Annotated in this window: 21 protein-coding genes; 7 read left to right on the forward strand and 14 right to left on the reverse strand. The window is 45.0% G+C overall.

The window, feature by feature from the left end; translation table 11 throughout:
- Nucleotides 1-39: 39 nt before the first annotated feature.
- The 5 genes from LEP1GSC052_RS08755 to LEP1GSC052_RS08775 all read right to left on the reverse strand — a co-directional run bounded on the left by LEP1GSC052_RS08755 (nt 40) and on the right by LEP1GSC052_RS08775 (nt 4079).
- Nucleotides 40-228 (reverse strand): hypothetical protein, encoded by a 189-nt coding sequence (locus LEP1GSC052_RS08755; protein ID WP_010575424.1) that lies wholly within the window; start codon nt 226-228, stop codon nt 40-42.
- Nucleotides 225-1016 carry a pentapeptide repeat-containing protein gene (locus tag LEP1GSC052_RS08760; RefSeq protein ID WP_010575425.1) on the reverse strand — a complete coding sequence of 264 codons (792 nt, stop codon included), beginning with the start codon at nt 1014-1016 and terminating at the stop codon, nt 225-227. Before LEP1GSC052_RS08760 ends, LEP1GSC052_RS08755 begins: the two co-directional genes overlap by 4 nt.
- A 58-nt stretch (nt 1017-1074) precedes the next feature.
- Nucleotides 1075-1278 (reverse strand): 50S ribosomal protein L31, encoded by a 204-nt coding sequence (gene rpmE, locus LEP1GSC052_RS08765; RefSeq protein ID WP_010575426.1) that lies wholly within the window; start codon nt 1276-1278, stop codon nt 1075-1077.
- A gap of 19 nt (nt 1279-1297) precedes the next feature.
- Complete coding sequence (gene rho, locus LEP1GSC052_RS08770; protein WP_010575427.1) at nt 1298-2752, reverse strand: transcription termination factor Rho; 1455 nt, start codon at nt 2750-2752, stop codon at nt 1298-1300.
- A gap of 148 nt (nt 2753-2900) precedes the next feature.
- Nucleotides 2901-4079, reverse strand: a complete 1179-nt coding sequence (locus LEP1GSC052_RS08775) for a CBS domain-containing protein (protein WP_020985953.1) — start codon at nt 4077-4079, stop codon at nt 2901-2903.
- Nucleotides 4080-4441: 362 nt separating this feature from the next.
- Between LEP1GSC052_RS08775 and LEP1GSC052_RS08780 the strand changes: the two genes are divergently transcribed.
- The 3 genes from LEP1GSC052_RS08780 to LEP1GSC052_RS08790 all read left to right on the forward strand — a co-directional run bounded on the left by LEP1GSC052_RS08780 (nt 4442) and on the right by LEP1GSC052_RS08790 (nt 11771).
- Nucleotides 4442-7936, forward strand: coding sequence for a TPR end-of-group domain-containing protein (locus LEP1GSC052_RS08780; protein WP_020986534.1), 3495 nt, complete (start codon nt 4442-4444; stop codon nt 7934-7936).
- A gap of 7 nt (nt 7937-7943) precedes the next feature.
- Nucleotides 7944-9134, forward strand: coding sequence for an LVIVD repeat-containing protein (locus LEP1GSC052_RS08785; protein ID WP_010575429.1), 1191 nt, complete (start codon nt 7944-7946; stop codon nt 9132-9134).
- Between the two features lie 315 nt (nt 9135-9449).
- Nucleotides 9450-11771, forward strand: coding sequence for a hypothetical protein (locus LEP1GSC052_RS08790; RefSeq protein ID WP_020986407.1), 2322 nt, complete (start codon nt 9450-9452; stop codon nt 11769-11771).
- A gap of 78 nt (nt 11772-11849) precedes the next feature.
- Here LEP1GSC052_RS08790 and LEP1GSC052_RS08795 read toward each other — a convergent pair whose 3' ends face one another.
- The 7 genes from LEP1GSC052_RS08795 to LEP1GSC052_RS08825 form a co-directional block, all read right to left on the reverse strand.
- On the reverse strand, nt 11850-12167 hold the full coding sequence (locus LEP1GSC052_RS08795) for an antibiotic biosynthesis monooxygenase (RefSeq protein WP_010575432.1): 318 nt from the start codon (nt 12165-12167) through the stop codon (nt 11850-11852).
- A 66-nt stretch (nt 12168-12233) separates the two neighbouring features.
- Nucleotides 12234-13076 (reverse strand): AraC family transcriptional regulator, encoded by an 843-nt coding sequence (locus LEP1GSC052_RS08800; protein WP_156892112.1) that lies wholly within the window; start codon nt 13074-13076, stop codon nt 12234-12236.
- A 161-nt stretch (nt 13077-13237) separates the two neighbouring features.
- Nucleotides 13238-14464 carry an LL-diaminopimelate aminotransferase gene (locus tag LEP1GSC052_RS08805; protein ID WP_020985969.1) on the reverse strand — a complete coding sequence of 409 codons (1227 nt, stop codon included), beginning with the start codon at nt 14462-14464 and terminating at the stop codon, nt 13238-13240.
- Entirely contained in the window at nt 14448-14813 is a 366-nt protein-coding gene (locus LEP1GSC052_RS08810) for a DUF2203 domain-containing protein (RefSeq protein ID WP_010575434.1), read from the reverse strand. The genes LEP1GSC052_RS08805 and LEP1GSC052_RS08810 overlap by 17 nt, the downstream gene beginning before the upstream one ends.
- Nucleotides 14814-14818: 5 nt before the next feature.
- Nucleotides 14819-15745: an aspartate carbamoyltransferase gene (gene pyrB / locus LEP1GSC052_RS08815; protein ID WP_010575435.1), complete on the reverse strand. Its 927-nt coding sequence runs from the start codon at nt 15743-15745 to the stop codon at nt 14819-14821.
- Nucleotides 15746-15791: 46 nt separating this feature from the next.
- Nucleotides 15792-16793, reverse strand: coding sequence for a fatty acid desaturase family protein (locus tag LEP1GSC052_RS08820; RefSeq protein ID WP_020986592.1), 1002 nt, complete (start codon nt 16791-16793; stop codon nt 15792-15794).
- A 370-nt stretch (nt 16794-17163) separates the two neighbouring features.
- Nucleotides 17164-17424: a hypothetical protein gene (locus LEP1GSC052_RS08825; protein WP_010575437.1), complete on the reverse strand. Its 261-nt coding sequence runs from the start codon at nt 17422-17424 to the stop codon at nt 17164-17166.
- Between the two features lie 335 nt (nt 17425-17759).
- Between LEP1GSC052_RS08825 and LEP1GSC052_RS08830 the strand changes: the two genes are divergently transcribed.
- On the forward strand, nt 17760-18803 hold the full coding sequence (locus LEP1GSC052_RS08830; RefSeq protein ID WP_040913409.1) for an MBL fold metallo-hydrolase: 1044 nt from the start codon (nt 17760-17762) through the stop codon (nt 18801-18803).
- A 223-nt stretch (nt 18804-19026) separates the two neighbouring features.
- Nucleotides 19027-19665 (forward strand): Holliday junction branch migration protein RuvA, encoded by a 639-nt coding sequence (gene ruvA, locus LEP1GSC052_RS08835; RefSeq protein WP_010575439.1) that lies wholly within the window; start codon nt 19027-19029, stop codon nt 19663-19665.
- A 47-nt stretch (nt 19666-19712) separates the two neighbouring features.
- Here ruvA and LEP1GSC052_RS08840 read toward each other — a convergent pair whose 3' ends face one another.
- Both LEP1GSC052_RS08840 and LEP1GSC052_RS08845 read right to left on the reverse strand, forming a co-directional pair.
- Entirely contained in the window at nt 19713-20108 is a 396-nt protein-coding gene (locus tag LEP1GSC052_RS08840) for a PIN domain-containing protein (protein WP_010575440.1), read from the reverse strand.
- A complete protein-coding gene (locus LEP1GSC052_RS08845; RefSeq protein ID WP_010575441.1) occupies nt 20105-20320 on the reverse strand; it encodes a hypothetical protein in 216 nt (71 codons plus the stop codon). Before LEP1GSC052_RS08845 ends, LEP1GSC052_RS08840 begins: the two co-directional genes overlap by 4 nt.
- Nucleotides 20321-20651: 331 nt before the next feature.
- On the opposite strand from LEP1GSC052_RS08845, the gene sucC reads away from it, so the two are divergent.
- Complete coding sequence (sucC, locus tag LEP1GSC052_RS08850) at nt 20652-21824, forward strand: ADP-forming succinate--CoA ligase subunit beta (RefSeq protein ID WP_010575442.1); 1173 nt, start codon at nt 20652-20654, stop codon at nt 21822-21824.
- 12 nt (nt 21825-21836) lie between these two features.
- On the forward strand, nt 21837-22712 hold the full coding sequence (gene sucD / locus LEP1GSC052_RS08855; RefSeq protein ID WP_010575443.1) for a succinate--CoA ligase subunit alpha: 876 nt from the start codon (nt 21837-21839) through the stop codon (nt 22710-22712).
- Nucleotides 22713-22715 lie beyond the last annotated feature (3 nt).

Here is a 22715-nt window from a genome sequence, read left to right on the forward strand (position 1 = left end):
AACCCGGCGGAACACTTCCTCTGAAGCGCGTTCTATGTTCTATGCAGGAACTACGTCGGCAGGAGTGAGAGATTCGATGTTATGCGTGAAACCTTCTTTGTCGTGAAACAGAACGACTAACTTATCGTTCTCGAAAGAAATCACCTCAACGATCGTATTGGTATGAACGAAAATTCCATTGTGAAGAAACGTACGTTTGGTAATCTTCAGTTTGTCGCCCGGTTTCATTCGGCCTCTTTGTTTAGATAAAGATCTTTTCCTTCTTTTTTCATCACGCCGAACAAATGGATTTGCTTTTGATCCAATCTCGTTCCGATATCGTAGATCGCGTCCGTAAAGTCCGCGCCTTCCACGTTTGCGCCCGCGAGTTTCGCCCAACGCAGATCGGCTCCGCGGAAGTTGGAATTTCTCAGATCCGCGTTGTTCAAGAAGGAACCTCTGAGTTTCGCGCCCGAAAAGTTCGCGCCCACAAAGGAAGAATTCTGAAGGAATGCGTGGCCCAGATTGGCTCCGCTGAAATCGACTCCGTCAAAATTCTGTTTTTCTAATATAATGCTGGAAAGGTCTTCGCCTTTGAGGGAACCTTTTTCTTTGAGAATCTCCAGGGCCTTACCCGCGGTGATTCTTTTTTCTTTAGGAACCCCTTCCCCACTTTCATAGTCTTTCACCGCTTGTAAAAGAGCCGCGACCGCGGACTCGGGATAATTCTTACGTCTTTCGGGAAACTCGAACATCTTTTCGATATCGGCGGGGGTTACGACTTTCAGTTCGTCGACAGATTTGCCTTTTGCGAATTCGGTGGCCATCGCGAGTGCGACGATTCCGAAACCGCAACCGGTTGTGGTATAACTCGCGTCCGTGACGTGATCGGTAGAATCGATTTTGAGATAAATGCGGTAGCCGTCTCCGCAACCTATGTTTCTATAATTGGAAACGACGGTCGCATCCTCCATCTCTCGATAGTTGACCCGATCGTCGTTGATTTGTTTATACCGCGCGAAGTCCATTACGCTCATGAAATTTCACCTGCCCGGTTTTTAGACGGCATAAAGAAGAATGAGTGAGAGAAAACTCTCACTGCATCTTGTATTTTTTCTTGAACTTGTCAACCCGACCGGTCGTATCCACGAGTTTGGATTTTCCGGTAAAGAATGGGTGGCAAGCCGCGCAAATTTCGATGTTGATATCGCCGATGGAAGTTCTCGTATCGTATACGGTTCCACAGGATGCACAGCTGATTTTTGCTACTCTATAGTTTGGATGAATTCCGGTTTTCATAAATTCCCTTTGTAAGCGCTTATTGGGTATTCATGCTGGCCAAAAAGGCGTCGTTTGTCTTGGAAAGACGCATTTTTTCCAGCAATAATTCCATGCTTTCCGTGATGCTCATAGGAGAAAGTACTTTTCGAAGGACAAACACTTTCTGAAGGACGTCCTTGGTGATCAAAAGTTCTTCCTTACGAGTTCCGGACTTATTGATGTCGATGGCCGGGAAAATCCGCTTGTCGGAAAGTTTCCGATCGAGATGGATTTCCATGTTACCGGTTCCTTTGAATTCCTCGAAAATCACCTCGTCCATTTTGGAACCGGTGTCGATCAAAGCGGTCGCGATGATGGTCAAGGAACCGCCTTCTTCGATATTTCTCGCCGCTCCGAAGAAACGTTTCGGTTTGTGAAGCGCGTTGGAATCCACCCCGCCGGAAAGAATTTTACCGGAAGTAGGAATCACCTGGTTATACGCGCGCGCCAAACGAGTGATCGAATCCAAAAGAATAACGACGTCTTTTCCGTGTTCTACGAGACGTTTCGCCTTTTCGATGACCATCTCGGCGACTTGAACGTGTCTTTGAGCCGGTTCGTCGAATGTGGAAGAAACGACTTCTCCACGAACGTGACGCGCCATATCGGTAACTTCTTCCGGACGTTCGTCGATCAGAAGAACGATCAAAGTACATTCCGGATGATTGGAAGTGATCGCGTTTGCAATATTCTGCATGAGAATCGTTTTACCGGTTCTCGGAGGAGCAACGATCAAAGCTCTTTGACCCTTTCCGATCGGACACATAAGATCCAAAATTCTCGTGTCGAGCATGGAAGGATCGTATTCCATCTTAAGTCTTTCGTTCGGATAAAGAGGAGTTAAGTTGTCGAAAAGAGCGCGTTTGCCCGCAACATCGGGAGTATAACCGTTTACGGTTTCCACACGAAGCATCGCGAAGAATCTTTCGGATTCTTTCGGAGGACGGATTTGACCTTCCACCGTATCCCCGGTTCTTAAACCGAAGAGTTTGATCTGAGAAGGAGAAACGTAAATATCGTCCGGCCCCGGAACGTAGTTGTAGTCGGGTGATCTTAAAAAGCCGTAACCGTCCGGAAGTTTTTCCATAACGCCCGCGGCATGAACCTGGCCGTCTCTTTCAGCTTGCGCTTGAAGAATTGCGAAAATTAAATTCTGCTTTTTTAAGCCGCCGGTGTTTTCAACACCGAGACCTTTTGCGACTTCGATTAAATCCGCGATTGCCTTTTTCTTAAGTTCGACGAGATCGATGGGAGCCGGAGTGGGACCTTCGTAACCTCCCCTTTTGCGTTTGCGGGCTCTTTGATCCGCACCTTCGGAGGAATCAAAGTCCTGGGATTCTTGACCGGAACCTTCTTCTTCGATGGAAGAATCGGTCGTTTCGGAATCGTTTTGGTTGTGGTTATTATTTTGGTGGTGGTGTCTGTTCTTATTGTCTCGTCTTGCTGTTGCCATATTAGGAGCTACTTGAGTTTTAAAAAAGGGAAGGATTCGCCTTTTTGAGATTTTATTTTAGAGAATACAGGTTGGAGAAGAGATCTTGCTAAAGATCGGCTCTACTCATGAGATAACGGATTTAAAGGAAGGCTGTCAACGAAATTATTCAACGAGGTTTTCTTTTTTTTGCGGAAGCCTTGGAAACGTTCGATTTCGAGGGAACATTCTTCTTGGATGAAGAATGGGATTTCACCGCATTCTTCCCTTGTTTTTTGGAAGAAGAAGATTTCGAAACGTTAGAGGTCTTGGAGATTTCCGAAGACTTTGTCGGAGGTTCTATCTTCTCGTCGGAAGAAACGGAAGAACCCGCTTTTTTACGGGGAATCGGATTCTCCCTGGAAAGCGAATAACGGCTTTGCAGTTCCAAGAACTTGATTCTATTTTGAAGAGTCGTTCGAGGAACGCCTAACTCGAGCGCGGTATGGGAAATATTGTCCTGATTTCGTTTTAACGAATGAAAGATAAACGAACTTTCCACTTCTTTGAGCATGGTTTCCAAAGGAAGCTTTTGAGTAAACGCGTCGCTCACGGACGGGAATTCCAAACCGCTTTCATCCTGACGTCCCAAAACGGAACGAGGAGAAACAAAATGATAAAGATAACCGACGATCTTCGGACCTTGTTTGAGAACGATGATTCTTACGTTGCATTCGAGATCGGTTACGTATGTCTGCAGGGAAAAGGGAGAATTTCCGTCCAACCGAAGTTCGTTGGATTTTAGATAATCGGCCAGAAGATTCTTACTCATCTCCTTGAGCAATCGTTCCGCTTGTAGGATCGAATCCCGAAAATACTTTTTGGGGAGAATGTTCTGCTCGAAGGTTTCGTTGTAAAAGATCGAACTTCCTTCCAAGTCGGTCGCGAGAAGTCCGTCGGGAAAGTTTTGTAGGATGAGTTCCATAAACCAAAAGCGGGAACTCTGCTCCTGTTCTTGTTTTTTTTCTTCGGTGACGGGTGTCGGACTCGGGCGATTTGCGGCGACGAGTTTGCCGAGCCCGGCCATAACTTGGACCTTGTCCCATTCTTCTTTTTTTTCGCCGGTTTTAGAAAGAACGGGGATCGACTTTTGTCGTTGAAAGTATTGGAAAAAGGATTCGGGGATTTCCGTTTCTAAAAAGGATTCGGGAAGTTCGGAATATTCTCGTTCCGAAGAACTCAAATCGGCCATTTCCATCTGAATCAGCTTACGGGATAATAAGCCTACGAGATCTCCCGACTCGTTCACGACCGGTAAATGTGTGGCGGGTGTGATGAGAAAGTATCTGTAGATGGCTTCTATTTTCATGAAGAAAGTTTTTTTTCCAACTGCCGAATTTGCGTCAGAATACTCTTATTTTCCGGTCTGTTAGAAAATTCCTCTCTTTTTTGAAGCGGGAAAGCCGGTTCCACGAAAAAGATTTCCGGAGAATGTGGGAGTTCCCACACTTTTGAAGTTGGACAAAGCCCAACACGGAACAAGAGCCGACAACTCCGCCGAAATCATTTCCAAGTAAATTATCGAATTGTAAAACGATTACCAATCATTTATAGCGCAGCGGTAATCCTGAATTGAATTCAAATTCAATAAGAATAAAAACCAAAAAGTGAAAAGACTTTTGAATCGTTCTTTGTTATCCTACCGAACACTTCCGACAAAGACGGTGCATTATGATCTTTAAACCGACGGACTTCAATCACGAATCGACTCCGAAATTCTACGCACATTATTTCGAAAAACTGCAAAACTTCGATTTCAAAGGAGCCATGGAGCTTCTCGAATCCATTTTTAAAAACGAACCCAATCAGTATAAAAAAGGAACTCCGACGGATTTTCTCCATGACGAGGACGGGGAAAAACAACAAACCCTCTATTCTCACTTTCAAGAAATGATAAACGCGTTTCATTTCTCGGAGCCTTTGGAAAACAGAGTGGCTCGGATTCTCGAGAATTTAGAAGAAAGCATCCACGAAGAAAGTCTGCGTTCTCACAAGTTCAGACCGTTCAACGGATTTCTGTTTAAGATGAGCGATTACGAATTCTGCACCGCGGTTATGGATTCGATTCATTTCGATCCGCAGACGCAGGAAACCTCGAGAATTTTCGGACTCAATCACGAACTCATCTGGGACGCGGATTCTTATCCGAAAGGCGAAAGTTCCGAATCCTACGATTTTATATACGATCTCGGAGATCGAAAATACAACGTTAGTTACCTTGGAGAGAAACTCAAAGGAAAGGATCTTCACGTTCTTATCAAACTTCTTTTATTCGAAAAGAACATTCGAAAGATCTTCGAGGCGCTTTTATCAAACGAACGCTTCGCTAAAATTCCGAAGTCCTTTCCGTTTTACGTTTTGATCGACTCGAGCGATTGTTACGATTATAAGGGAAAACCGTTTTTACTCGAGATTCTTCCCAAAGTCGAACTGGACTCGTTGAAAGAAAATCCGTATTTTACGTTTTTTGAATCTTCTTCCCAAACAAGCGGAGCCGTTTCCGCAAGCGAAGAATTTCTTTTCAGTCTTTCCTTTTTAGAGGAACCCGATCAAAAAGAATACGAATCTCTTTTAAAACTTGTGGACGCGCATCCGGAATGGAAAGCCCTTCTTTTACAAGGCGCAAGACGTTCTCTTCAAAGAACGAATACGGTGATCGGCAAAGCGGATTGGAAACGGGGATACGCGAGAAAGGAAGTTACCGAATCCGACGTGGCCGCAACGGACGTTTCGGACCCGGCCCTCGGAGATTTGGATCTGGATGCGTTTTGGAAAAAGATCCAACTTTTTCCATCCTCGTATTTTTCCGCGTTTTTTTGGAAACTCGCGGAATTGAAACCTGACTCGCATCTGCAAACCGCGATCGATTTTCAAAAGGAGATCTTTCTCAATTCTCCCCAACCTCTCGAAGATTCGTATAAAGAAGCGCTTCCCTATATTCAAGAATTTTCATATACCCTTTCCGATTCGTATTTGGGAATTCCGGAAAATCAAAAAAACGATCTACGAAGTTCCTTCGAAGAAGCCTTAAACCGTTTGCAGGAACTTCCACATCCCGGATTTAAGTTGAGAGCCATGGAGCTTCGAGCCCGTCTCGAATCAGACGATTGGGATTCTAAAATCAATCCCATTTTAAAAAACGCCACGAAAGAATATATCGAACAAATGATAGAACTCGTTCGTTGTCTTCCGCAGGAATTTCCTTGGTTCGGCGATTCCTGGGATTTTATATTCGAAGATCGATTGATGCAGCTCGGACATCGGGCGATCGGAGTCGAACCCGTATTGACCGAAGTCTTGGAACGATACAACCGGGATCATTTTAACGAAGACGTTACGCGAAACATGGCTCCCGTTTTTTACGAAATCGGATGCGAAGACATTCATCCTTTGATCCATCAACTCCATAAAAGAAACGAATTCTACATGGAGGATTTTTATGACAAATGGGCCAAACAAGCCCCGGCCAATCGATGGAAACGTTTTGAAGAAACGATCCACAACGCGATCGACTCCCTGGGTTCGGCTCAAACATGGGAGAATCTTCTTTATCCGAGCGAACCCGGTTATTCTTTATACTACCAGAACATCGAAAAAGAATCGGATCGAAAACGGATCTTTTATCTTTTACTCAAGTCTCTCAAAAACGAACCCGGCGAGGTCTTGAGAAAATTCGCATTCTTTTATTATGAAAAACTAAAGAACGGCGCCGGAAAAAACAAGGGAACGTTCTTTCAAACCGTTTCCGAAATCACCGAACTCTTAAATTTGTTAAGCGAAACGGAAGAATTGAACGGGGAGCAAAAATTCACGCTGAAATGCGGGATCGCGGCAAAGGCGATGGAAGCGTATCTAAAAGAGGACCGGAACTTTCTCGAACTTCTGGAACGGACGTTGGCCTCCACTCCCGGCAATCCTTTATTATACTTTTTGAAAGTGTCCTGGATCGAAAAGACAAAAGGGATTCAAGCCGCGATTCAGGAATTAAAATCGATTCTTCTGATTCTTTGGAAAGAGGATTTCGTTTTTAGAAAAGCGTTCTTTCTATATTTATTTGCGGAATTTCCGAATTGGGAAACGATCGAAAACGGAAAATTCTACGGTTTTTACAAAAAGGCGAAGAAAGGGTTCGAACATAAGTTTTACACGGACGGAAAGTTCGACGGCAGGCTTGGGTCGTTCGACGCGGATCCGTTCTCGAACGTATTAAAAGATGAATATTCAAAAATTGAAATAGAATCCCATAAAACCTGGATCCGCTCCCAACTTGAAGAATACGAAGCGATCGCCAAATTGGATTCTCTTTCCGATCGAGAGCTCGCCTCTTTTTTAAAACCGGGAAATTTTTCTCTCAATCTTTCAATCGCCAGTAAGTTACTCAAACATTCCGCGGATTTTGCGGGAGAACTTCTCCAAGCCTTGGATTGGGAATCGGAAAAGGAAAACGCATTCGCTTTTTCTAAACTGTTTTTTCAGGACCCCGTGCTCAAGGAAAAACTTTTCGGCAACCGGACGTTTCAGGATCATCTCGGTTATTTCATCAAGAATTACGGGGACATCGTCTCGAAAGACTTGGCGAAAACCCTCTTTACAAAGTTCAAGGAACTTCAAAATTCTTCCACGATTTTAAAAACGATAAAGGAACTCGAACACGAAACGATTTTTCATTGTTTCTTCTCGATTCATTGGGCGTTTCAAAAGGAGAATCGTCTTCCCGAATTCGAAACGATCCTTGAAGGAATTCTCAAAAAAGCGGACGCTCGAAAACCGGAATACGTTTTGATCGCGACGAATCTCGGCGTCGTCCACATTCAAAACGGAAATCTGAATCGTGGGAAAGAACTCTTCGAAAAATTATTTTCGATGGATTGGAGTCGTTTCGATTATCAAAGAGACCACTCCGACGATTTTGCGGATAAGATTTTAGGAGGCTCCTTGGACGAACAGTATGCGTCGATTTTCAAAAAATACTACGCGCTTGCAAAGTTCAACGCGGCGTGTTTGTATTCCAAACTCGAAGATGCCGAACAAAGCGTTCTTCATCTTAAAGACGCGGTGCGCTTGGAACCGAGCCATTACAACAAAGCGAAAATCGCCGCCGAAACCGACTTTGACCCGTTGAAAAATCACGAAGTTTATCTGAATTTTTTAAACTCCTTAAATTGAGGTCTTTATGAAGAACAATCATCTAACGCTCGTAAGTCGAATCAAACTCCCGAGCGCCAATCGTTTTATCGTCCACAAAAATCACGCCTTTGTCTGCCAACTCTACGGAGAAGCGAGGGATATTCACGTCATCGATTTGAAAAACCCGGAAAAGCCGGAGTTGGTTCGCTCCATCCCGTTTCAATCCGCGATCGGAAGTCTTGCGATCCGGAACGAAACGTTGTATGCAACCGAAAGCAGAAGAGCTCTTCATTCCTTCGACCTAAAGGAAGTTTCCGATCCGAAACCGATCGATTCTTATATTCTTTTAGGTTACGATTTATACGATACGGCGATCGTAAACGACAAGGCGGTTCTCGCGATGAACTGGGACGGGGTCGGAGTCGTGGATCTGAATCGTCCGAACGAAATCCAACCGCTCCAAAAACAAAAAATCGAAAAGGGTTACGTGGAACGTCTGGTCCCGTTTCAAGATCATTTCATTCTTACCAACGGAATCAGCGACGATCGTTTTCTATATGAGATTTCCTTAATAAACGGAAAATTGGAAATTCTTTCCAAGACATCGTTCCCGAACTTCAATCCCACCGAAAAAGTTTTTTCAATTTCTTCCGGCGTGATTCTTTACGGAGAAACTAAGATCGGTAAAAAGGAATATTCTTCCGTTTTAATTTTGGATGAGAATCTAAAACAAATCGGAGATCCGATCCGACTGGAAAGAACGCCGAACGTTTGTCTTTCTCTTTCGAACGGGGACGTTCTTTTCGGCTTCGATTATTCGTATGCGATTTTCGATCGTTCCGAACATAAGATCGTTCCGTTGTTTCAACAATACGAGACCGGCGACAAGAAAGAATACTTCGAAGTCGCGAGCAATCCGAGACGAGTCGATCCTGAATACGATCACAATGGTTACAACGAAGAGGATGAAAGTGAGGACGACGAAACCGAAGATCAAGACGATGCCGAACTGGATGAAGAAGAAGATGAAGAAGAAGAAGAAGATGAAGAAGATGAAGAAGATGAAGAAGAGGAAAGTCCTACGATTCAGGGACGCGACCCGAGATTAGATCATTCTTACTGTATGGATTCCTTGAAATGGGTTTATAAGAATGGAAATTATTTATTTGCCACGCACGGCGACGATTTTATTTCCTTTCGGATTTCAGAGAATTCTCCGTTTCAAAACATTCTTTAAAGAATACGATTTCCATCGGTTTTCCGGATTTTTTTTTCTCCGAATCGAATCCGGGAAACCTAAACGAAATCCGTTTTTGTTTTACAATTCTTAACTTTCCCCCGTTTTTCCACACTTCCAAAAAGGAGTCATTTTATCGCACGTTCCTACTGGCTTTTTGAAAAAAGCGAGTAAAAACTCACAGTCAATTTGTTGCATCTTCAGATCAGTTATTTTTATAAATAGATGTATAATTTTTATAATTCCGCGATTTTTAGAATCTCATTCAGTTTTTGTTTTCTGATCTTGATTGGCTGTGTGCCCAAACCAAACGGCATGTCCATCATTGATACGGCTCTTTTTTCAAATTACTTTTTGTCCAATTCCTCCTCGATTTTGAAGATCCGCGTTCAAGGACTTGCAAGCGGAAGTTCCTTTACCGTTTCCAATCAGGATTCCGAAAATCTTACGATCGATTCGAACGGAGATTTTGAATTTCCGAAAAAAAAACCTAAGTTTTCCAGTTTTACGGTTTCCGTCGTTTCGCAACCCGTTTCTTCTCCGCACCAAACCTGCGTTATCACGAATCCTACTGGAACGATCGGACTTGGCGCGACTTTGGTGGAGATCAACTGCGGAACCAGTTTTTTCAACGTGAGTCTCCACGTGTTCGGAATCGCGGGAACCGCGACCGGAAATCTTTCGCTTCGAAGCGGGAACGTGGATACGTTGAGTGTCACAGGCGACGGGGATTATACGTTTGCGGGTCAAGTGCCCGATACGGGAACGTATTCGGTTTCGATTCTTTCGAGTCCGAATCAACACAACTGTATCATCGAAGCCGTGCCTCCCGCGAGCGGAACGATCAACAACGCTCCCGTTACCTTGAACGTAAACTGTTTGAGTCTCGTCGACGCTTCTCCTATCAATCAAACCGCGATGAACGATACCGATTCGATTCAGCTTACGTTTTCCAAACCGGTAACTCCGCTGAGTTGTAATTTTACGGCGCCTACTCCGACGCCATCTTCCGGAGCGTGTTCTTCCAACCTGGGTCCGTCAGCTATTCCTCTTGCCGCGCTGAATTATACGGGAAACGTCGTCACGATCCATCCGAACGTCAATTGGCCCGGAGGACTCAATCAGTGTATTCAACTTTCGGGATGTACGGAATCGGGAACCAATCGTCCGTTTCAGATAACGTCTCCGATTCGTTACGGCGTCGCCGCGACGAATCAAATCAAATACGTTCGACCCGGCGGCGCGGGCGCGGGAAGTTGTAGCACGATCGCGACGGCTTGCGGAGAAATCCAATACGCGATCAACCAATGTACGACGGCGACTCCTTGTTTCGTTCTGGTTTCGCAGGGAACATATTCGATGATTTCGATGAGCCAGAGAATTCTTTTAAAGGATAAACTACAACTCTTAGGCGGTTTTAGAAACGACTTCTTAGCGCGAGATTCCGCCGCGTTTCCTTCGATCATACGGGACGATGTGGGTTTCGGCGGTTGCGGTTCTTCCGATTTCGGTATCTGTACTCCGATCGCAGCCGGAACATTTACGATGAATTCAAATATTCTAATACAAGGATTTACGATTATAACGAATTCGAACAATCCTTGGTCCACTGGACTTTGGTTGAGTAATTTGAACACCGGTGCGTTTTCTTTGATTCTAAACGGCAACGTGCTGTTGGGTTCCACGGACACGACTTCCGCTTACAGTCTTTTTATCGTAAGATCCGCGATCTACGCTTCGAACGTCGGTCCGAACTTCGTTGTATCCGGAAATTATATTCTCGGGGGAAGCGGCAGTTCCTTATCCGCCGGTATGAGAATCTTGGAAGGAACCCAAGGCGTTATCTCGAACAACTTTATCAGCGGCGGTTCTCACTTAAACGTCAACGACGGTTTGGATTTTTCTCTCGGGATCATGATCAACAACAGCATCGAAAACACGACCCAAGCCCTTCGAATCGTGAACAATATATTCAATTCTCATCATATTACTTCGGCCGTTCCGGTCACCGCGGCGTCGAGCGCGGCCGTTCAGGCGTTGTGGATCAATTCTCCGAACTTTATCTTTATCAACAATACGATTTACGGGGGAAGCGGAACCAATCGTTCTTACGGAATTCATCATCAAGCGATTTCAAATCCGATCAACGTAAACGTAATCAACAACCAGATCATCACGAATCCGGGCGCGACGACCAGCACTTGTTTGAATTTCGACGTGAATCCTATGAGCGCGGCGTCGAATATCGCGGGGAATAATTTTGTGGGTTGTTCGACTCCGGTCGATTCCAACGGAACCGCGTTTAAACTTTGCGGCGCCGAACCGAGCGCGTTGCTCAATTCTTTTACCTGTTTCGCTCCGTTGACCAATGCGACTCAAAAAAACTTTTCGCACAATCCGGTCTTCGACAACCCTACGAGTGCGACGAACGTTTTTAAACTCAGCGCGACTTCCCGTTGCAATTCCGTCTACGGCGGAATCGATCCCGGTTACGGGCCTCCGATCCAACCGCTCTATCAGACGGATCTTCTCGGAAACGTAAGAACGAACAACACAACGCCCGCAAGTCCGGTGCCTTTGGGTTCCTTCGGTTATTCGATCGGGGCGATCGAATTCAACGGCAATTGCGCGCCTTAAATACGAACGTTTCAGTCGTTTAACAATTTTGCTAAAACGAAGAATGAATCGACGCGCTCGTTCACGTCGTACTTCGTATTACGAAACTTGCATCTCGTTGTAAGTTCCCCGTTCGATCGTCATTCCCAAACGTTGGATCATCGAGTTGATATCGAAACCCTGTTTTTTATATTCGAGAGCGACGGCGGCTTTCGCGTTTTGAAACTTCTCCTCGTTTTCCCAGACGGCGACGGTTACTACTTTGAATTTTCCCTCTTCGGTCGAGGTTTCGTATACGGAATCTTTTACGAATCCGGAAAGAGTATGTATGAAGTTTCGGTTGATGTTCAGTCTTTCTAAGAATTCTTCCCGGGCTTCGTTCGGTACGGTAAATTTGTCGATGAGAATTGTATGCATTTGAATCTCCAATTTTCAAGAAGTGTAACTCGGGCGTTCTTGAAAAAATTGTAAAAATTCATTTTCTTACCATTCTCGGGGAGTTTTAAAATATTCCTTCGGACTTAGCCCGGTAAAAGTTTTGAAGTCTTTCGTAAAATGAGATTGATCGAAATATCCGAACGAATGCGCGAGATCCGTGAAACTTTTTTCGGGAGTGTAATCCTGGATGAAACGTTTCATTCTCACTATGGTCGAAAATCGTTTCGGAGACGCGCCGACGATGCGTCTAAATTTTTTCTCAAATAGATCCGTGCCCATCGGAAGTCCGGCGATCAAATCCCTGATTTTAAGTTCTCCGGATGTCGCTTTAATTTTTCGGATCGAATCGAGAATGGTCGCGTCCAAATCGATTTGTTTCAATTCGTAGATCAGAAAATTCTCGATCGTCTCGATGCGCTCTTCGTCGTTTTTGGATTCGGAAAGTTTTTCTTCGATATGCGCGACCTTTGCGGGCGAAAGAACGTCGCACAAGGCGATCGTTTTTCCGAAAAATTCGTGAAGAGATTCTTTTAAGAAAGCGGCGGCCCCGGCCTCCTTAAACGTTACGAGAAGATTGGAAGTTTTTTCGGAATACGAAATCAATCGATGCGCGTTTTGCAGGCCCGTAATTCCGACCCTCGGTAACGGATTTTTTCCGGTCGAATCGATTCGGTCAATTTGTCCTCTATAACGAAAATATAATATGAATGAAAAGCCGGGCATGAGCCGATTCTCCATTCCTTCTTCGGTTTCCAATATTATAAAAGACTCAACGAATTGTCGTAAGAATGGATTTTTAGGAAGGAACTTTTGAAGGTTCATCGTAAGCGGACCGAAATCATGTGATCTTGTGGAACAAAGTGTAAGAGTTCCTACTTTGAATTGCAAATCAAAGAACGCAAGTCCGCGAGAAAAATACAAAACGCAGGAGTTCCCACATTCTCATAAAAAAAGTGGCCTTGCAACTTGCAAGACCACTTTTTCACCGACAAACGATTTAGATCGAACGGAATTGTCGTTGGACGGTCTACCGACCCAAAGTTTAAAACTTAGAGCGCGGAAATTCTCGCGATCGCCTCTTCCACGTCTTCTTTTTTACCGAAGGCGCTGAGACGGAAATAACCTTCTCCCGCGGGGCCGAATCCGGAGCCCGGAGTTCCGACCACCTGAGCCTTGTCCAACAATCGGTCGAAGAAATCCCAAGAAGAAAGATTGTCGGAAGTTTTCAACCAGATATAAGGAGCGTTGACTCCGCCGAAAACTTCGTAACCCGCTTTTTTCAAACCCTCGCGGATCTTCGCGGCGTTGGCCATATAGTACGAAATCGATTCTTGAATTTCTTTTTTTCCTTGAGGAGAATAACAAGCTTCCGCGCCTTTCTGAGTTACGTAAGAAACTCCGTTGAACTTGGTCGTATGTCTTCTGCTCCAAAGAGAATTGATGCTGACCTCTTCTCCGCCACGGGTGCGACCTTTGAGTTCTTTCGGAATTACTATATAAGCACAACGTAATCCCGTAAAACCCGCGGTCTTCGAGAAAGAACGAAACTCGATCGCGACTTCTTTTGCGCCATCCACTTCGTAGATCGAACGCGGAACTCCGGGTTCGCTGATAAACGCTTCATACGCGGAATCATAAAGAATGATGGAATTGTTTTTCTTCGCGTATTCCACCCAAGCCTTTAAGGATTCTTTCGTGGTCACGGTTCCGGTTGGGTTGTTCGGATAACAAAGATAAACGATGTCCGCTTTTTCTTTCGGAATCTCCGGTTGAAAACCGTTCTCTTTTGTCGCGGGCATATAAATCAGATTGGAATATCTTCCGTCCGGTCCGATCTCGCCGGTTCTTCCGGCCATCACGTTCGTGTCGACGTAAACGGGATACACGGGATCGGCGACCGCGATCTTCGCATCGGTGGAAAAGATTTCTTGAATATTACCACAATCGCATTTAGATCCATCGGAAACGAAAATTTCGCTTTCGTCGATTTTAATTCCGAGAGAACCGTAGTCGTTGTCCGCGATCGACTTTAGCAAAAATGAATATCCTTGTTCGGGTCCGTAACCGTGAAAACCGCCCGCGGTTCCCATCTCTTTGGAAGCTTCGACCATAGCGTTTACGACCGAAGGAACGATCGGAAGAGTCACGTCGCCGATTCCCAAACGAATGATTTTTGCGGAAGGATTTTTTTCGGAGTAAGCCTTGACTCGTTTCGAAATTTCGGGAAATAAATATCCCGCTTTTAATTTTAAATAATTCTCATTGATGTTCGCCATCTTCGTTTTCCCTATCGATTAATTTTCTTCCGGCAAAACCTTCTTCGTAACCGTGTTCGAAAAGAAGATCCTCTTCGCCGAGGTGCCAGCAATAATATCCGTTACCATTGTCGAAATCGATGAGCCAAAGACCTTTGACTTCGATTCCGTATTCCTGGATTTTGGAGGACCATTCGAAGATCGACTTTCGAACCTCTTCCTCCTTGCTTTCCATTTCGTTTTCGGGAAGAATTTTTTCCCGAAGTTGAACGGTCAGCTCCGATACGTAGGAATAATATTCTTCCGTAATCTCCCTGAATACGGGTAGAATTTTACGAGCCTCTTCGTATGTCCAGAGTTTCCGTTCCAAGAAGATTAGAAATCCTGTCCCAAGGAAAGACAGAGCAAAGCCATTCTACTCACGACTCCGTAACGCGCCTGTCTGAAGTAGGCGGCGTTCGGAAGATCGTCCACATCCGTCGAGAGTTCGTTCACTCTCGGAAGCGGATGAAGAATCGTGGTTTCCTTTTTGGAAGCGAGAATCAACTCCTTGTTGATCTTAAAAAGATCCTTGAGTCGTTCGTATTCCTTGTGATCGGCGAAACGTTCCTCTTGAATTCTCGTGACATACGCGACGTCGCAATCCCAAACGGCTTTGATGTCCGTGGTTTCCTCCAAAGAAAGAGGATAACCTTCCAGACCTTTTTTATAAGAATCGGGCAAAGCCAATTCCGGGGGAGAAATCAGATAAAGACGAACCTTATAATGTCTGAGAAGATTGATCAGCGAATGAATCGTTCTTCCGTATTTGAGATCGCCGATAAACGCGACCGTCAAGCCGTCTAACGTTCCTTTTTCGGAGATGATCGTATAAAGATCGAGAATCGCCTGAGTCGGATGTTGACCCGCTCCGTCTCCCGCGTTGATCACCGGAATCTTAACCGCGCCCGCGGCGATTCGGGAAGAACCTTCGACGGGATGGCGGATCACCGCAATGTCCGCGTAGGCTTCCACCATCTTCATGGTGTCATACAACGTTTCCCCTTTCGAGATGGATGAGAATTGAAAACCCACGGTGGAGATCACTCTTCCACCGAGACGTTCCATCGCGGCCTCGAAGGAAAGTCTCGTTCTTGTGGAGGCTTCGAAGAACAACGAAGCCAAAAGTTTACCGGTTAAGATGCCGAAGGCCTTGTTCTGTTCGACCAAACGTTCCATATCTCTCGTTTTGCCGATGAGAAAATCGAGGTCCGCCTTTGAGAATTGTTCCGTATCGAGGACGTTCTTATGATTATAGGACATTAAGCGACAGAATGTAGAAAAACCCGCTTTTGACAATCAAATTGAGTTAGGAGTTTCGAGATTTTTCGGGAAGAATCAAAAGGCCTTTCAGTTGTAGAAACGCTTGTTTCAAAAGAGGAAGATCCATCGTATCCCGGGAATTCTCGAATTGAATCGGAAGACGGTTCCAAGGACAACCCGGAAAATGATGATGCACACGATGATAATTGAAATGGAGAAACAGAAAGGAAAAGGATTTCGGAAGAGATAAGTTAAAGGAAGAATAAACGTTATCCAATTCCTTCCCGTAGTGATACGAATGATCCAAGAAAGAAACGATAAAACCTCTTAGAAACAATACGCTTAACAAAAACGGAAACGAAGAACCCGAAAGATAAAACGCGGTTCCGAACAAAAGAAGAATCCACAAAGAATCGATTCGAAGTTCCCGAACGATCTCCGGTTTTTGAATCTGCTTAAAGAAAGCCTTATGAACCGGAAACTTGGAGACGGATCGATCCGCGATCCGAGTCGTAAACGAAAGAGGAAGACTCAAAAAAAATCCGCCCGCGACTTCCAAAAAGTAAGTTCCTAAAAACAGACGAACGTAGTAAAAAAATTTCTGAACAAGAATCGGACCCGCGCCCGCTTCGACGTATTCGATCCGTTCTCCTTCGGCGCGATTGAATTTATGATGCATGAGGTGCGCCGTTTTTACGACCTGATACGGAGTTCCGAAAAGAATACAAAGAATTCTTCCCGAAAGATGACTTTCATTTCGGGAGTTCGAAAAATTTCCGTGCACACATTCGTGGATCAAAGCCCAAAGCGTATAAGAAAAGATCGTGGAAAACAAAAGGAGAATCCCAAAAATCCAAAGCCAACTAAACGCGTCTCTGTTTTCGAAGGCGCGAACATCCAAACCGAAACTTTCGAAAAGAATCGATCGAACCTGGATCGCATCCGCAATCGGAATGCAAAAATAAACACACAGAAAGAATACGCTTAACAAAAACGCGATCGTGCGGTTCGTTTTTTCGGGAAGATTTCTGCGAGGAGCCTGAGACATCTGCGATCTGAAAAAGGGATTTTTTCCTTTTTGAAAAGAACGGCGATTTCATGCAATTGAAAATGATCGAAAACGTAGGAACGAATCGTCTCGAGATCCGGAAGGGATGTATTAGAATTGAAGCAAAAGCGGTCGCCGAAGCGCGCCGATCGGATCGATATCTCAAAGCCGCAATCGGAGCGTTCTACCGAAATCGAGATCGACGGCTTTAAAGAATTTCAAAAAATAAAACCGGGCCTGCCTGAAAAGGATGAGAACAATCCACGCAAACCCGGTTTCGAATACGAACCGAACTTCGGATCGGACCGCGTCATCATAACAACATTCAGTTTTTAGAATATTCTTCTTTCGGAATTAAGAACGGAGAGGATCAATATCCGCCGCCCCCTCCTCCACCGCCTCCGCTGGAGCCCCCGCTGCTACAAACCGCGAGCACGCCCAAATACAAAGAATCGCAGGCGCCCATCGTTGGATTGGAAGCCGAACAAGCCAAATAAGCGGCGGTCGTCGTTTGACATTTCTTTTTATCGTCGTCTTTTTTAGCCTGGTCTTGGTTGAGTCCGTAGTTGGAACAAGACAACAAACTCAACAATGTAAAAACCGTAATTCCCCAAAGAGTTAAAAGCTTCACTGGAATTCTCCTTTTCAAAATCGAAACGAGCTCACTCGAATCATTTTGAGGATAACACCCGCGATCGCAAAAGAAATAGAAAAACGAAATGAACCTCCTCTCGAGGAACATACTCATTGTTTTATGGAACAAAGAGGCGCTCTTGTCCGAAGTCGGGCAGATTTTACATTTCAAGTATTTTTCCGGCCGACACTTTGTCGGACCAAATAAAAATAAATTCTTGCAAGAACGAAAAAACCCGATTCTACGCTTCGATTTTCAAAAGAAGATTCGCAGAACTTTCCGGGATTCAGGAACCTGGTGAAAAATTCGGGATCGAACGAATCAATCCGCCTATGAAAAGAATCTTTCTTCTAATCGCCATTCTCCTCTTTCTTCAAACCTGTTTTCCCGTGGACCCAGAACGGGTTCGGTCCTCTCACTTTCAGGACGGCAAATATCATAATATCGAAGACGACGAAAAACTGAATAAGGGTTTCCTCGCGGTGATTCGCTGGAAACTTTTCGGTCCGAACGATCCTCCGGTTGTGGAAGGAAATTTGGAAAAAATTCCCGATGTGATTCCGAGAAAGAAAGAGGATTTTCTCGCACCCGAAGGTAAGGTGAGAATCATCTGGCTCGGACATGCCACCGTTTGGATCGCTGCGAACTTTCACGGCAAAAGAATGCATATTCTCACCGATCCGATCTTTACCGGAGTTCCTCCTTTTGTTAAGCGACTTACTCCTCTTCCGATTCAACCCGAAGATCTTCCCGGCGTGGATGTCGTCGTTATCAGCCATGCGCACAGGGATCATCTCGATATAGATTCCATCAAAAAGATTCAGAAATTATTTCCAGAAGTTACGGTTCATCTTCCGTCTGGCATGGGAGAATTCGCGAAAGACGAGGGTTTTGAAAATTCCGTGATTCAAGAATGGTGGAACGTAACCGAATATGCGGGCACAAAGATTCATTTTCTTCCGGCGAAACATTGGAGCAGAATGGGACTCACCGATACGAATCAGTATCACTGGGGAAGTTACGCATTCGAATTTGAGAATATTAGAATATACTTCGGCGGCGACACGGGCTTTTCCAAACATTTCTCCGAAATCGGGAAACGTTTCCCTCAAGGATTTTCGGCGACTCTTCTTCCGATCGGAGCGTTCAAGCCGAGATGGTTTATGGAAGCCGCTCATATAGGACCGAAAGAAGCTCTGGAAGCGAGTGGAATTCTCCGTTCTTCTCTTCTTTTGCCGGTCCACTGGGGAACGTTCGCATTGGGAGACGATCTTCCCTCGGAAGCGCCTCTTTATCTGAAGAAACTTCATTCCGAAAAAAACGGAGCCGCTCCTCCGCTTAAGGTTTGGACGATGGGCGAGATCATCGATCTTTGAAGTAAAGAATTCTTTTTCTAAGGTTTTGTGGGAGTTCCCACGGAGAATCGTTTAGAAAATTCGTTGAAATAAAGAGGATACTGTGATAGGGAAATTTTCTCGATTCTTCCCACCGCCTCTCCACCTCCACCCAATCAGGGTGGGGCGCACGTTTTACAGAAGGATCGTCGGAGTTCCTACAAAATTCACTTTACTCTAAGTTTCGAAAGCCTCGTGTGGAACCATGATCTCAGGGCTAAAAGGAATTCTCAAAAAACTGGAAGTCGGTTTTGCGCATATCGAAACCGGCGGCGTAACCTACGAAGTTACGATTTCCTTTAAAACCTATCTCGAACTCAAAAGCCTTCCTTCCGCAAAAGACGTTCAACTTCATATCTTCCACGCGATGAACGAAAGAGGTCAGAGACTTTTCGGATTCTTAACCGAACAAGACAAAGAATTCTTCAAAGTAATCAAAGGCCTTCAAGGAATCGGAGAATTGACGGCGCTCAAAATTCTCTCCTTTTTTTCGGCTGAAGATTTATATAGAATCGCTCAAACCGGAGAAGCCAAAGAGCTCGAAAAAATTCCCAAAGTAAAAGGCAAAACGTCGGAAAAGATTTTCTTCGAGGTAAAACAGAATCTAAAAAAGTTGGAAATCTTTTTGTCGGGTTCCTCAAAAGAACTTTCGGTCGTTCTACCGACCTCTTCCCAAACTCCGGAAGAAGCGGCCTTTTCCAGAAAACGAGAAATCGCGATTCTCGGATTGGTTCAATTGGGTTTCGAGGAAAAAACGGCGAGCAAGGAAGTGGATAAGATTTTAAAAAATTCTCCCGAAACTGATCCGGGCGAGATCATTCGGGAAATTCTGAAAAGTTTGTAAGAGTTCCCGCAAAGTTCAGTGAACGAACGAGTTTTTGAAAACCAAGATTATCCGACGTGTTTACTTCGACTCGAATAGATTTCTTTCTTATCTAAGACCTTAAGGATCTTTTTATCCAACGTCCAAAGTCGTAGCTTCTTACTCTTCGCTTCGTTGATAAGGACCGAGTCAATCAATCCAATCCCTTTGTCGGTATGTTTATTCTCAAAGGAAAGTTTTCCCGCCGACAAAAAGCTGCCGTCCGAAGTTAAAGAATTTAGGTTTTCCCAATATTCTAAAATAAAAGAGACTTCGTGTTTATTCTTACATCCTTGAAGCAACTCTCCAAAAACGACTTCATGAACGATCACTTCCGATGATTCGAGTAAGTCTTTGAGTTCACTAAAATGAGGTTCATTGCCTCGGAAGAATTCAATCCAAACGGACGTATCTACAAAAATCATTGATTACGGTTCAGATTACGGACTGTTTCTGCGGAGAAGTTTTCTCGAAACGAAAGCGGGGATTTATTTAATTTGGTATTTAGATTTCTGATTTTGGCCTGTTTTAACCATTCCGTAAGCGCCTTCTGGAGAGAATCCGTTATGTTTTTTCCCCCGGAGTATTTTTGAATCTCGGCAACGAGATCATCCGGCAGTATCGCGGTCACTTTCATACGATACTATATACGATACAGATTCGTATTTTCAAGCGTTTAAGGAAGAATTTTCTAAATAATTTACCTCTGCTTTCACACTACCGAGTTCCCATAAATTTCCCCGATTCTCCCTTACAAGCGCGCCTCACCTTGTGGACGGAACTCCGCCCTCGGAACGTTTCCCCGATTTCGATCCCTTGAAATCATTCGAACTCAAAACTTCCCCACCGAATCGCCAATCCTCTGAATTTTTTACTGACACCAGAGTTCCTACCGAAAACATTATAAATTTAGAGTAAACTTTACCTCCTACTAAAAGCACTGAACTAAGTTCAATGAAGGTTAATTCATGAAAATTCACGAGTATCAGGCAAAAGAAATCCTGAGAAGGCACAAAGCCAACGTTCCATTTGGTGTCGTAATCGATAAGAAAGAAAACGCATCCAAAGCCCATGACGAAGTTACCTCCAAAACCGGCGGTTCTGTCGTAGTTGTAAAAGCGCAAATCCACGCCGGCGGGCGCGGAAAGGGTGGCGGCGTTAAAGTAACCAAAACCAAAGAAGATGCAATCGCAGCCGTAGACAAAATTCTCGGTATGCAACTCATCACTCCCCAAACCGGACCCGAAGGAAAGAAAGTCCTGAAAGTGTATCTGGAACAGGGAATCGATATCGCAAAGGAATATTATCTAAGTATCCTTCTGGATCGTTCCATTCGCAAGACCATCATCATGGCTTCCACGGAAGGCGGGATGGAAATCGAAGAAGTAGCGGAAACTCATCCTGAAAAGATTTTGAAAATCGCAATCGATCCGGGAATCGGACTCCAAGTAAACCAAGCAAGACAACTCGCCTTCGATCTCGGACTTCCCGCCGAATCACACAAGTCTTTCCAAAGTTTGGTGTTGGCGATTTATGAAGCGTATATCAAAGAAGACGCTTCCCTTTTGGAAATCAACCCTCTCATTCTTACCAAACAAAACGAAATCATCGCGGGAGATTGTAAGATCGACCTCGACGAAAACGCTCTCTACCGTCACGCGGACAACGCGGCTTTCAGAGATATCACCGAAGAGGATCCTCTCGAAGTTCAAGCTTCCGAGTTCAACCTCAACTACGTCAAGTTAGACGGTAACATCGGTTGTATGGTCAACGGAGCCGGTCTTGCGATGGCGACTATGGACATCGTAAAACTCGCCGGTGCCGAACCTGCAAACTTCCTCGACGTGGGAGGTGGAGCGAACAAAACCACCGTAACCAACGGATTCAAAATCATCCTCGGCGACCCGAACGTAAAAGGGATCTTCGTAAACATCTTCGGTGGAATCGTTCGTTGCGATATGGTTGCCGAAGGGATCATCGAAGCCGCTAAGGCAGTGGATCTAAAGGTTCCCCTCGTGGTTCGTCTCCAAGGAACGAACTCGGAATTAGGAAGAGAAGTCCTCAACAAAAGCGGACTGAAAATTACCGGAGTCGACGATCTCCGTGAAGCGGCAAGCACCATTGCCAAATTGATTCAATAAGAGAGAGCACACATGGCAGTATTAGTTGATGAAAATACAAAAGTCGTAGTTCAGGGAATCACCGGTAAGGAAGGTTCCTTTCACGCGACACAAATGCTCGCTTACGGCACAAAGGTTGTTGCCGGAGTGACTCCCGGAAAAGGCGGAAGCAAATGGGAAGATAAGGTTCCCGTATTCAACACGATCAAGGATTCCGTAAAGAACGAAGGCGCAAACGCAGCGGTTATTTTCGTTCCTCCCGCATTCGCGGCGGACGCGATCATCGAAGGGATTCTCGCGGAACTTCCGCTCGTGATTTGTATCACGGAAGGAATTCCTACGCACGATATGTTGAAAGTTTACAGCGTTCTTAGAAATTCCAAAACAAGACTCGTCGGTCCGAACTGCCCCGGAGTGATTACTCCTCGTGCAAAACAAAAACTCGGAATTATGCCCGGTTTTATCCACAGCCCAGGTTCGGTTGGAATCGTTTCCCGTTCCGGAACCTTAACTTACGAGTCCGTTGCTCAGATCACGAAACAAGGTCTGGGACAATCCACTTGTATCGGAATCGGCGGGGACCCTGTTCCAGGAATGAACCACACCGAAGCAATCAAATTGTTGAACGAAGACCCTGAAACCAAGGGAATCGTAATGATCGGTGAGATCGGCGGAACTTCCGAAGAAGAAGCCGCAGAATACATCAAGAATCACGTAAAAAAACCGGTGGTCGGTTTTATCGCTGGTCAAACCGCTCCTCCCGGCAAAAGAATGGGGCACGCGGGTGCGATCATCAGCGGTGGTTTAGGAACTGCAACCTCCAAAATGAAAGCGATGCAGGAAGCGGGCATTCAAGTTTGCCAATCGATCGCGGAAGTTGGAGAAAAAATGAAGAAGGCTCTGGGGTAACCA

The sequence above is a fragment of the Leptospira kmetyi serovar Malaysia str. Bejo-Iso9 genome (genome assembly GCF_000243735.2).
GTDB lineage: Bacteria > Spirochaetota > Leptospiria > Leptospirales > Leptospiraceae > Leptospira > Leptospira kmetyi.